Annotated in this window: 12 protein-coding genes, 1 other RNA gene and 2 pseudogenes; 7 read left to right on the top strand and 8 right to left on the bottom strand. The window is 46.4% G+C overall.

Translation table 11 applies throughout. The annotated features are described in order from the left end of the window. Positions 1–155: 155 nt before the first annotated feature. From C7N83_RS10945 to ssrA, 5 genes are all read right to left on the bottom strand, one after another. Complete coding sequence (locus C7N83_RS10945) at positions 156–554, bottom strand: type II toxin-antitoxin system HicB family antitoxin (protein ID WP_106742646.1); 399 nt, start codon at positions 552–554, stop codon at positions 156–158. A gap of 91 nt (positions 555–645) precedes the next feature. Next, positions 646–717, bottom strand: a complete 72-nt coding sequence (locus C7N83_RS16770) for a type II toxin-antitoxin system HicA family toxin (protein ID WP_342747607.1) — start codon at positions 715–717, stop codon at positions 646–648. Positions 718–1,291: 574 nt separating this feature from the next. After that, positions 1,292–1,882: a tyrosine-type recombinase/integrase gene (locus tag C7N83_RS10935; RefSeq protein WP_170064900.1), complete on the bottom strand. Its 591-nt coding sequence runs from the start codon at positions 1,880–1,882 to the stop codon at positions 1,292–1,294. Further along, complete coding sequence (locus tag C7N83_RS17085; protein WP_425437520.1) at positions 1,839–1,961, bottom strand: hypothetical protein; 123 nt, start codon at positions 1,959–1,961, stop codon at positions 1,839–1,841. Before C7N83_RS17085 ends, C7N83_RS10935 begins: the two co-directional genes overlap by 44 nt. 519 nt (positions 1,962–2,480) lie before the next feature. Further along, positions 2,481–2,845: a transfer-messenger RNA gene (ssrA, locus tag C7N83_RS10930) on the bottom strand. 419 nt (positions 2,846–3,264) lie between these two features. Between ssrA and C7N83_RS10925 the strand changes: the two are divergent. Next, positions 3,265–3,772 (top strand): annotated as a pseudogene (locus tag C7N83_RS10925) (DUF1841 family protein). 71 nt (positions 3,773–3,843) lie between these two features. Here C7N83_RS10925 and radC read toward each other — a convergent pair. Together radC and C7N83_RS14920 are read right to left on the bottom strand one after the other, a co-directional pair. Then, positions 3,844–4,521: a RadC family protein gene (gene radC / locus C7N83_RS10920; RefSeq protein WP_106742642.1), complete on the bottom strand. Its 678-nt coding sequence runs from the start codon at positions 4,519–4,521 to the stop codon at positions 3,844–3,846. Between the two features lie 307 nt (positions 4,522–4,828). Continuing rightward, a complete protein-coding gene (locus C7N83_RS14920) occupies positions 4,829–4,981 on the bottom strand; it encodes a hypothetical protein (protein ID WP_170064899.1) in 153 nt (50 codons plus the stop codon). Positions 4,982–5,032: 51 nt separating this feature from the next. Between C7N83_RS14920 and C7N83_RS10915 the strand changes: the two genes are divergently transcribed. The 3 genes from C7N83_RS10915 to C7N83_RS10905 are packed head-to-tail and all read left to right on the top strand — an operon-like array spanning position 5,033 to position 8,016. Beyond that, positions 5,033–6,157 (top strand): ABC transporter ATP-binding protein, encoded by a 1,125-nt coding sequence (locus C7N83_RS10915; RefSeq protein ID WP_106742641.1) that lies wholly within the window; start codon positions 5,033–5,035, stop codon positions 6,155–6,157. 15 nt (positions 6,158–6,172) lie between these two features. Then, complete coding sequence (locus tag C7N83_RS10910; RefSeq protein WP_106742639.1) at positions 6,173–7,147, top strand: ABC transporter permease subunit; 975 nt, start codon at positions 6,173–6,175, stop codon at positions 7,145–7,147. After that, the gene (locus C7N83_RS10905) at positions 7,147–8,016 is read left to right on the top strand and encodes an ABC transporter permease subunit (protein ID WP_106742637.1); all 870 of its coding nucleotides are present in this window, start codon (positions 7,147–7,149) and stop codon (positions 8,014–8,016) included. The genes C7N83_RS10910 and C7N83_RS10905 overlap by 1 nt, the downstream gene beginning before the upstream one ends. A gap of 144 nt (positions 8,017–8,160) precedes the next feature. Here the strand turns inward: C7N83_RS10905 and C7N83_RS10900 are convergent, their stop codons facing one another. Continuing rightward, positions 8,161–9,702 (bottom strand): L-lactate MFS transporter, encoded by a 1,542-nt coding sequence (locus C7N83_RS10900; RefSeq protein ID WP_106742635.1) that lies wholly within the window; start codon positions 9,700–9,702, stop codon positions 8,161–8,163. Positions 9,703–9,906: 204 nt separating this feature from the next. On the opposite strand from C7N83_RS10900, the gene nadE reads away from it, so the two are divergent. The 3 genes and pseudogenes from nadE to C7N83_RS10885 all read left to right on the top strand — a co-directional run. Continuing rightward, on the top strand, positions 9,907–10,698 hold the full coding sequence (nadE, locus tag C7N83_RS10895; protein ID WP_106742634.1) for an NAD(+) synthase: 792 nt from the start codon (positions 9,907–9,909) through the stop codon (positions 10,696–10,698). A gap of 109 nt (positions 10,699–10,807) precedes the next feature. Continuing rightward, on the top strand, positions 10,808–11,110 hold the full coding sequence (locus tag C7N83_RS16230) for a hypothetical protein (RefSeq protein ID WP_245911211.1): 303 nt from the start codon (positions 10,808–10,810) through the stop codon (positions 11,108–11,110). A 5-nt stretch (positions 11,111–11,115) separates the two neighbouring features. Then, positions 11,116–11,464 (top strand): annotated as a pseudogene (locus C7N83_RS10885) (IS1595 family transposase); the annotation flags it as partial.

Raw genomic sequence — 11,464 nt, 5'->3', positions numbered from 1 at the left:
TCATGAAGAAAACCCTCTAAATTCGGCTTAAAGGGAATTTAGAGGATTTTAGGGGTTTGGGACGTATTACGCCATTTGGTAACTATGGTTACTTTGCATGGGGTTTAAGAGGGTTTTGCAAAGGTCTCAAACCCGCTGTTATGCGGGTTTTATTGTTATGCCTGATTCATGGCGTTTAATGCTGCTTTAGCTAAAAATCCGCTGCGTGTTTCATGGGCGGCGGTGTATTCGTCCACGCGGTCAAGCAGGTATTGCGGTCCGCTTACGTTAAAGCGGGTTTGCTGTTGGCTGATTTTAGCTGGATCAATTTCTACCATTACCCAAACAGCGTTGTGATAATCGTCTTGCTGTTGCAAGTCTTCAATACTGCTGGGTGTCAGGTCTTTAAACAATCCGTCTTCAATCAGGCCGTCTATATGAAAGTAGGCGGCTTCTTTGGCGTTGGCAATGGCTTCTGCTACGGTGTCGCCGTAACTGAAACAGCCGGGTAAGTCGGGAATGGTTACGCCGTAAGCGGAATGTTCACCTTTGTGAATGGCGGCTGGGATAAACATTTTTTTCTCTCGGTTGTTTTTCGGGCTTTGGGCGCGTGAGATTGCCCCTACTGATTGAGTGGTGGCAGCGAGTCACCACTCTGCTGTTGCACTATTTCAAACCGGCTTGCTTCAAGATACTTTTGGCTGTACCGATTGGTAAATCCTTTTCATGGTGTGGCATGGTAACGCAGCTTTGTTTTTCAGGGTGTTTGTATTCCTGTGACTTCCCCTTGTGGCTACGAGATACCAACCGTCCGGTTCGAGTAGTGCAATGATGTCATGACTATTTATCAACACTCTTATACAGTTTTATAGCACGTCTGCTACGTGTGTAACTTTACACACAAAATATAACTGGTCAATGTCTTTTATGTATTTGTGTGTATTTTACCAAGATTGAATTAAAGGCCGTCTGAAAATATGGATTTTTGCAAGTTCAATGCAAATACTGATTGTTGTGTGAATACCCATGATGATAGATATAGTTAACTAATTTTAGAAACGCTGTTTTCTCTAAAAGAGTGACCAGCGTACCCAGCTGTAACCACTTTTTTAAAGAGGAGGGGTTACAGTATAAGCCTTATAGATAAAAGGTTTTAGAGAGTGTAACCACTAAAAAACATATCCCTTCCCTTATTATATAGTGGTTTTATTTTATACAAAAAAACACCAGCTCTGATTGATAGCAGGTGTTTGCTTTTACTCTTGGCCGTCTCTCAAACGGTCCAGATAGTCCGCCCATTCCTGAATCATGGCTATCCGGTTGGTAGATAATCAGCCTTGTTATAACTCGCTCTGCTTGTCTTTGGCAGTTTATGCGCTAATTGCGCTTCAATCCAATCAGGCTGATATTTACCCGTACCATTCAGATAGGTGCTTGCTGCTACATGGCGGAAACCATGCGGGATTTGTTCGTCTTTATACCCTAACCGCTCAAGGGCTTTTCTAATTTCGCCTTTACTTAATGACTGCTTGTAGCTGGTATTAAAAAACACATATTCATAGCTGCCTGTTACCTGCTTGATTTCTTCCAGTATGGCTAATACTTGGCGGTTCAAAGGGATTATAAAATCCAAGCCGTTTTTCATATTCTTGCCGCTCTTCGTCCATATCTTGGCTTTGAAGTCGATTTCTTCCCACTTCATCAGGCGCAATTCAGACGGCCTTGTGAATATATAAGGCAAAATACGGAATAACGCCCTTGTTTGCGGCATACCTCGGCAAGCGTTAATTTCGCGTAACAATACCGCTAGTTTTTTATAGTAGGTTAGCGGGTGGCTTTTCTGTTCTACCTGCGTTAATTCATCTCTTAGCTTGTAGGCGGGGTTGTAGGTAACACGGCGCATTTTCAAATGCATAGTCATATACGGGGCTGATTATGTCTAAAACCTTTTTTGCGGTGCCATATTTACCGGCTGATTCAATTCGCCGCAGTACAGATAAAATATCCAGCGGTTCAATCTATGTCATCGGCATATTACCGATATAGAGGTAAAATGTGTCTTTCAAGACCTCGCAATACGCGCCTGCTATGCCTCCTTCTCTCCGTACCACCCTATTGCTTCGATGTTTGTGTCATTCCCTAGAAAAGCTCTCAAATGTGTTTAACGCTTCTTTCTGCTTGGCTCGCTCGCTGTTCTTCTCATGCTGCTTAGGGTCTATACCCCGATCAATCGGCGGTTTTCTTCACGCATGGCGCGTGCTTCTCTCAGAGGCTGATAACCGGACACGTGCCAAGCTGTACAGAATCGGTTTTTTTGGTTATCGGGTGGCAGTAGAGGAAACGCCGGTATTTGCTATTTGCTTTAGCTTGCACCACCGTCTGATATTTAGGCGGTGGTTTTGCCTTGTGGTAAACTGCTGCATACCACAGGCGTTACCTTCCCCTAAAATCAAGAAATTTAGGGGTTTACGGTATTTCAAGATATTCCTGAAAAGTGTGTTTGGTGGAGGCGGGGGGAATTGAACCCCCGTCCGAAAGCTCTCTACAAAGCGTTCTACATACTTAGTCTTGCCTACTTAAAATCTTACTTCCCTTACGCCGACAGACAGGCTCTCGGGAAGCCAGTTACCTTAAATCTTATTTTCCGCCAAGCAACCCGACGGAAAACCAGCCAATGTAAAATGACGTTGCCGTAGGTTTAACCCTACACAGCCCATCGGCCAACTGCTGCAACGGCTAGCCTTAAGCGGCTAAAGCGTAAGTTTCGTCGTTTGCGACTATTTAAATTCAGTGTTTTACGGGAAATCTGAGACCCCGGTATGCCCGCATCTGCTTCGCAACCCCCGTCGAAACCAAGATCGCCCCCAGATAGGAAGTATTTATTATACGCAGAGTATATGATTTTGCCAATCTTTATCAGGCTGTCTGAAAATATCGTTTGTGACAAGCCTCGTAAAAAGGCTGCATTCTAGCTTTTTGGCGGTTTATTATCCTATGGAATACAACACCTGTCGATTATTCAGCAACATCTTACCAATTTTCAGACTGCCTTTTCTTTTAACTTTCTGAATAGGAAGTATTTATTATACGCAGAGTATATGATTTTGCCAATCTTTATCAGGCTGTCTGAAAATATCGTTTGTGACAAGCCTCGTAAAAAGGCTGCATTCTAGCTTTTTGGCGGTTTATTATCCTATGGAATACAACACCTGTCGATTATTCAGCAACATCTTACCAATTTTCAGACTGCCTTTTCTTTTAACTTTCTGAATAGGACAAACCAACATGTACGATGCCAACACACACGACGTGCGCCGTTTCTTTGTCCATGTTTGGCAACACCGTTTATGCTGCTGCAGCTTGGCGGTTTGCAGCAAAAGGCCTTGTGTATTATTGAAGTTCGTCCCGAATACGAACATTGTCTGGCGGAATCAACAATTATTTGGATAAAAACTGGCTGCCAGAAGACAGCGAAAGTAATACTTTTTTGTATATGTCGCTGCACTTTCCTATACATTACAGGAACAAGCTGCCATCGACCAGCCACCGGGTATTCGCACGATACATGCGCAATTGCACGCACACTATCATGATGACCGAGTTCGTGCTGAACATGAAATGATGGATATGCTGGCGGAAACTTTGTGGGAAGCGCAGCGTTTACGGTCTTTGTTTGGATGTTAATGCCTACATGACCCGTTTACACAGACAAATCGGTTTGGGACAGGAAGAACGCTCGCGTTTGAATCCGCATGAAGTGGGTTTACCCGACAAAATCAGTGCGTACGAGTAAAGTCTCTTAAAAAAAAATCATCGCAAGGCCGTCTGAAAGTATGCAATCTTTCAGACGGCCTTGCTTCATTCTTAATCCATCAATCCTGCCTGTCGTAAAGAATAAGCTTCCTGTGCGGTGACCACAAAATGATCCAGCAGCAGTATATCCACCAAACCTAAAGCCTGCCCCAACCTGCTTGTAAACTGAATATCTGCTTCAGACGGCCTTGCATATCCGCCCGGATGATTGTGGGCGATAATCAGGCTGTCAGCGTATCCTTCAAGAGCCAATTTGACGATTTCACGAATGTAAACTGTATTTTCTGCCACCGTACCGCGCGATAATTCATGCACGGTAATCAGTTGGTTTTGCCGGTTGAGCAGCAAAGCCACGCTGACTTCCACCTTCTCATACCCCAATTTTAAGCGCAAATAATCGGCAGCGGATTGAGGATTACTGAGCGTCATGTTTTGCTGCAAATCTTCACTCAAAATGCGCCGTCCGATTTCTTTCACTACGGCGAACTGGGTAAAGCTGGCCAACCCCATGCCTTTATGCGCAGCCAATGCCCGTGCGTCCGCGCTCATTAATTTCCCCAAACTGCCGAATTCTTTTAGCAGATACCGTGCCAAATCGACTGCACTCATGCCGCGCGTACCAACCCGCAACAAAATCGCCAATAATTCGGCATCGCTCAATGCCGCCGCGCCCCGCGCCAATAATTTCTCACGCGGCCTTTCCCCTTCGGGCCATTGTTTAATACTCATAACAATCTAAAATAATTATTTATATTATAATTTTATGATATATCAAATCAATAAAATACCCAACTTTTTCTTTGCGCTTGAAATAAAATAGTCTACCGCATACAACAATGCCGTCTGAAAACCGTTTCAGACGGCAGAAAATATTCGATACGATTAAATTCGTCTGGTTTCATACTATCCCTTTTTTGCCACGGAATCACAGCAAATCCGCTTAAAGTAAACCATTAACCAAAATTTAATATTGCCCCAACCCTGCTTGGGCTAATATAATATTGAGTTCATTTACAGGCTTTTCACGTCTTCAAAATTAAATAGTCTGCTGGCCTGTCAGGTTATTTATTTTTGGAAACTTTATTTCTCTTTTCCTGCTGCCCGTGCGCTCTCCAAGCTTTTTCAGACGGCCTTTTTTTATATTATCTGAAAACGCCTTCCAGCAATCAAACAGCTTTTTATCCCCCATCGAAAAATCCGTTTTGCCGGTACTCGTTTCAATTTTTGGAGTATTGCCATTATGACCGCAACCACTGCGTCTTCTGCCAAACCTTATTTGCAAATCCAAGGTTTGGTGAAAAAGTTTGGTGACAATTACGCTGTCGATAACATCGACTTGGATATCTACCAACATGAAATTTTCGCCCTTTTGGGCAGCTCGGGCAGCGGTAAATCCACTCTGCTGCGCATGCTGGCGGGTATGGAGATCCCGAATCAGGGCAAAATCATTCTGGATGGACAAGACATTACCAAGCTGGCACCGTATGAACGTCCGATTAACATGATGTTCCAAAGCTATGCCTTGTTCCCGCACATGACGGTTGAACAAAACATCGCTTTCGGTTTGAAGCAGGACAAAATGCCCAAAGGCGAAATCGATGCACGCGTAGAAGAAATGCTGCGCTTGGTGCAGATGGCCAAATTTGCCAAACGCAAACCGCATCAGATGTCAGGCGGCCAACAGCAGCGTATTGCGTTGGCGCGCAGCTTGGCCAAACGCCCGAAAATCCTGTTGCTTGACGAACCATTGGGCGCGCTCGATAAAAAACTGCGCCAGCAGACCCAGCTGGAATTAGTCAATACGCTTGAACAAGTCGGTGTAACCTGCATCATGGTGACGCACGACCAAGAAGAAGCCATGACCATGGCGACGCGCGTGGCGATTATGTCCGACGGACAACTGCAGCAGGTCGGCACCCCGAGCGACGTATACGATTACCCGAACAGCCGCTTCACCGCTGAATTTATCGGAGAAACCAATATTTTTGAAGGTTTTGTGGTGGAAGACCATGCCGATTACGCGATTATCCAATGTGACGGCTTGGAAAACCATGTGCGCATCGACCACGGCTTAGGCGGGCCTGCCGAACAGGATTTGTGGGTCAGCATCCGTCCCGAAGACATTGATGTGTATAAAGACAAACCCGAACATTTTGGCAACTACAACTGGGCGCAAGGCACAGTTAAAGAAATCGCCTACCTGGGCAGCTTTGCCATTTACCACATCCAACTGCCAAACGGCCGCGTGATTAAGAGCCAAGTACCGGCACCTTACTGGTATGTGCGCAACATCACTCCGCCGACTTGGGATGAAACCGTTTATGTAAGCTGGCCTGAAAACCAGCCTACTCCGTTGTTCCGATAAAAAAGGAATACCGCGATGAATTTAACCCAATTAAAGAAAAAACTGTTCCGCAAACCGGGACAGCGCCTCGTAATCGGCATTCCGTATCTTTGGTTGCTTGTGTTGTTTCTGATTCCGTTTGCGATTGTGCTGAAAATCAGTTTTGCCGAGCAGGAAATCGCCATTCCACCGTTTACACTGCTCACCACTTACGATGAAGATTTCCGCCGCCTGAATATTCTGCTCAGCTTGCAAAACTATGCAGATATATTCGAAAATTTCCAAGCAACATTGGGTCAGCTGCTCAATCCGTTCAGCAGCAACGGGGAAAATATTTATTTGCTGACCTATTGGTCTTCGATTAAAACTGCGTTGACGACGACAATCATCTGTTTGTTCATCGGCTACCCGACAGCCTACGCCATTTCCCGCGCCAAACCGTCGATTCGCAACGGTTTGCTGCTGGCGATTATGCTGCCGTTTTGGACATCGTTTCTGCTGCGTGTTTACGCATGGATGGGTTTGTTGGGACACAACGGCATTATCAACAACTTTTTGATGAAAAACAGCATCATCAGCCAGCCGCTGGATTTGTTCTACAATGCCTTTTCCTTAAATCTGGTGATGGTTTACGCTTATCTGCCGTTTATGATTCTGCCTTTGTACACGCAATTAGTAAAACTTGACGGCCGCTTGTTGGAAGCCGCTTCGGATTTGGGTGCCGGCCCGGTTAAATCATTCTTTACCATTACCCTGCCCTTGTCGAAAACCGGCATCATCGCAGGTTCCATGTTGGTATTCGTCCCGGCAGTAGGCGAATTTGTGATTCCAGAATTGGTCGGCGGCTCTGAAAACCTGATGATCGGTAAAGTATTGTGGCAGGCATTCTTTGACCAAAACAACTGGCCTTTGGCTTCCGCCGTTGCGGTGGTGATGGTGATTCTGCTGGTGATTCCGATTGCGCTGTACCAGCATTATGACAACCGTCAAATTGAAGAAGGATCGAAATAATGCATAAGCAAAAATTATCTTGGTTCTTAAAGTTGATGCTGTTCATCTCATTAGCATTTTTGTATATCCCGTTGTTTGTTTTGGTCATTTACTCATTCAACGAATCCAAACTGGTAACAGTTTGGGGCGGCTTTTCCACCAAATGGTACTCGGCCCTGATGCAAAACAGTACCATTCTGGAAGCTACCTGGTTGTCGCTGCGCATTGCCATTGTTTCTTCATTGGCAGCCGTAGTACTCGGCACGCTGGCCGGCTATGCGATGGCACGTATTAAGCGCTTCCGTGGCAACACCTTGTTTGCCGGTATGGTTTCCGCACCGATGGTGATGCCCGATGTGATTACCGGTTTGTCAATGTTGCTGCTCATTATTCAGGTGCAAATGTTCCTGCAAAACAATGAATGGCTTCAAGCGCTTTACTTTGACCGCGGTTTCTTTACCATCTTCTTGGGACACACCACTTTATGTATGGCCTACATTACCGTGGTGATTCGTTCGCGCCTGATTGAATTGGATCAGTCGTTGGAAGAAGCCGCCATGGACTTAGGTGCACGCCCGCTGAAAATCTTCTTTGTGATTACCCTGCCGTTGATTGCTCCTGCGATTGCTTCCGGCTTCCTGCTGGGCATTACCTTGTCGCTTGATGATTTGGTGATTACATCGTTCTTGTCGGGTCCGGGTTCTTCTACCTTGCCGCAGGTGGTTTTCTCCAAAATTAAACTCGGCTTGGATCCGCAGATGAACGTATTGGCGACCATCTTTATTGCTGTTATTGGCACGCTGGTGATTCTCGGCAACTATTGGATGATGCGCCAGGCTACCAAACGTGACCGTGAAGCAGCCGAAGCTTATCGACAAAAAAAGCAGTGATTCAATAAACCGTCAGCACGTTTCAAGCAAAAGAGCCATTTTAAAGTGGCTCTTTTTTATTCCGTTTGGGAAACGCTGACTGTTTAATGAGTTCTACAAAGGTCTCGGCCGTCTGAAACGTTTCAGACGGCCTTTAATATCGGGTTAGCGGAACAAATCCAATGATTTCGCAAACACCATCACAATGCCGTAAAGCAACGGAACCAACAACAACGCCCAACGCCACCACAATGAGAAACCGCTGCGTTTAATGCTTTCTTGCAGCAAATAAGCATCAGAAATCATGGTTTCATCATCCGGATTACTGCTTGAAGCGGCTTTGCGAATGTCGGTTTCATGGTGCTTCTCATGCACAGCTTTCACGCATAAATTACACAGCAATCCAGCCAACAGCAAACCAGCCATAATATACATTGTCACACTATACGCCTGCGCCGCCGGAATTCCACTGTCAATTTGGCTTTGGCGGATGTAGTTGACCAACACCGGGCCAATCACGGCGGCGGTTGACCATGCCAACAAAATCCGACCGTGAATCGCGCCGACTTGATATGTGCCGAACAAATCTTTCAAGTAAGCCGGAATTGCCGCAAAGCCGCCGCCATACATCGACATAATCACGCAAAAACAAATTACGAATAAAGTTTTGTTACCGCCGGTACCAATCAACGGCACGGCAAAATACAAAAGCGAACCCAGCACAAAGAAAATAGTGTACACATTTTTGCGGCCGATTTTATCGGAAATGCTCGACCAGAAAAAACGTCCGCCCATATTGAATAAGCTCAACAAGCTGACAAAACCTGCTGCCGCGCCCATGCTGATTGCCGCCTGCTTACCCACCGATTCTTCGGAAAACATTTCCTGAATCATCACCGCAGCTTGCCCCAATACACCGATACCGGCAGTAATATTCAGACACAGCACCCAAAACAACAGCCAAAATTGCGGTGTTTTCATTGCTTGGTTGACGTTCACATGATTGCTGCTGACCAGCTTGGTTTTCACCTTAGGCGCGACATAGCCTTCCGGCTTCCAATCCGCTGCCGGTACACGAATGGTAAATGCACCGAACATCATCAAGGCAAAATAAATAAACGCCAATACCACAAAAGTCTGTGCCACGCCCACTGAAGTGTCGCTGCTGAACAAAGCCATCAGCCATACCGACAAAGGCGAGGCCACCATCGCACCCCCGCCGAAACCCATAATCGCCAAGCCCGTGGCCATGCCCGGTTTATCGGGGAACCATTTCATCAGCGTGGAAACCGGCCCGATATAGCCAAGCCCCAAACCGATACCGCCAATCACGCCGTTGCCCAAGTACAGCAAGGCTAAATTGTGGGTACTGACACCAATCGCCGATACCAAAAATCCCAAGCTGAAACAGCAAGCCGCCACAAACATAGCTTTTTTCGGGCCGGCACGTTCCATCCATGTGCCAAACATTGCCGCCGATGCCCCCAGTACCGCTAAGGCAATGCTGAAAATCCAGCCGACCGTGGCCAGCTTCCAATCGCCCGCTGCCGATTCGGTAATACCGATTACCTTAGCCAGCGGTGCATTAAACACAGAATACGCATAAATCTGGCCGATGGCCAAATGCACGGCCAATGCCGCAGGCGGCACCAACCATCGGTTGAAACCCGGCTTGGCTATGGTAGCCTCACGGTCTAAAAATTTCATTTCTACCTCAAATAATAATGGATTAACTAATTGATTTTACCTGTAAATCAGGTAAAATTTGTTGACAATTATATCAATTCCAACCATTTCTCTATGCCACAAAATAACTATTTTTAACAAAATCTTCAAGAAACTGCCTGATTTGCTTTCAGACGGCCTAAAATAGGGCTATCATTTTAATTTCCAGCAACCAGGAGCCTATTTATGCAAGCACAAGCTGTTGTCCGCCACATCGTCGATTGGTTAAAAAATTATGCCGGAAAAGCCTGCACCAAAGGTTTTGTAGTCGGCGTTTCCGGCGGCATTGATTCTGCCGTTGTGTCCACATTGGCCGCTAAAACCGGCCTAAACGTGTTGTTGATTGAAATGCCGATTCGCCAAAAATCCGACCAAGTCAACCGCGCACGCGAGCACATGGATAATTTGAAGCAACGCTACGCCAACGTGACCGCCATGACCGTAGACTTGACCCTGACGTTTGATACCTTTGCCGAAACGGTTGAAGTCGATGAAACCGAATTCCCCAACAAGCAGCTCGCACTGGCCAACGCCCGTTCCCGCTTGCGCATGGTCACGCTTTATTACTACGGCCAACTGCACGGCCTGCTCGTCACCGGTACCGGCAACAAAATCGAAGATTTCGGCGTGGGCTTTTTCACCAAATACGGCGACGGCGGCGTGGATATCAGCCCGATTGCCGATTTGACCAAAACCCAAGTTTACCAACTGGCCAAAGAATTGAATGTCATCGAAGCCATTCAGCAAGCCGTGCCGACTGACGGTTTGTGGGACACCGAGCGCACCGATGAAGAACAAATGGGTGCGAGCTACCCCGAACTCGAATGGGCAATGAGCGTTTACGATACGCATCAACCCGAAGATTTCAGCGGCCGCAAGCGCGAAGTTTTGAAAATCTACACCCGATTGCACAAAGCCATGCAGCACAAAATCAACCCGGTTCCAGTATGCGGCATTCCTCCTGAGTTATTGAAATAAACTTTAAAAAGCCGTCTGAAATCTTTTCTGTAACTTAGGTCGGTTGAGTTGGAACCCAATAAATCTTCGAATACTGATAAAACATTTGTTAGTGGTGAAGAAAAAACAATTGAGTTGCGAAGCTGGGCTACCGATTATCGTGGTTACGATGTATGTTGCTGATTTATTTGATGTTCGTCTTTTTCTGTACTTTGATGTAATTGTTCAAATCTTGGTCGGTTTTGAGCCGGGTAAAGGCAAGATTTTCTTGATTAACATAGATGATGGCGGCGTTGTCTTCCCTCTTATTGATTTCTTGCATGATCTGAAACAAGAGATCGCTTTTGCCCACACATCGTTGTCCGGTGAACACCTTAATCAAATCTTTGCCCATAAACGAACGAACTTTGTTTTAGGGGCTGAAGCAAATTAGCAGTCATGTCAGACGGCAAAAATGAAGATAACCATTGCAAATTAACAAAGAATGCCCAAAGAAAACTTCTCCGGTTTTTTGTACCGGAAGTAATGGCCCGTGCAGCCGCTGATATTCTGGGTATCCAACCCGGTTGGGCTATGTTAGCCTACCGCAAAACCCGCCAAGCGGCTGCCTGTCATTTGGCGCAGGCAACCGGCGGGGTTTTCAGAGGCCCCACCGGGCCAGACGGGGGTTATTTCGGCGGTCGGCGTAAGGGTAAACGCGGAAGCGCGGCAGCAGGGAAAGCGGCGGTATCCGGCATCTTAAAAAGCGGCAGGGAAAGGTTGGTACCACCGTTGTGGGGGATAACGG

Source organism: Neisseria iguanae (genome assembly GCF_003013245.1).
GTDB lineage: Bacteria > Pseudomonadota > Gammaproteobacteria > Burkholderiales > Neisseriaceae > Neisseria > Neisseria iguanae.
The sequence above is the reverse complement of the archived record's forward strand: the minus strand, read 5'-3'. Positions and strand labels throughout refer to the sequence as shown.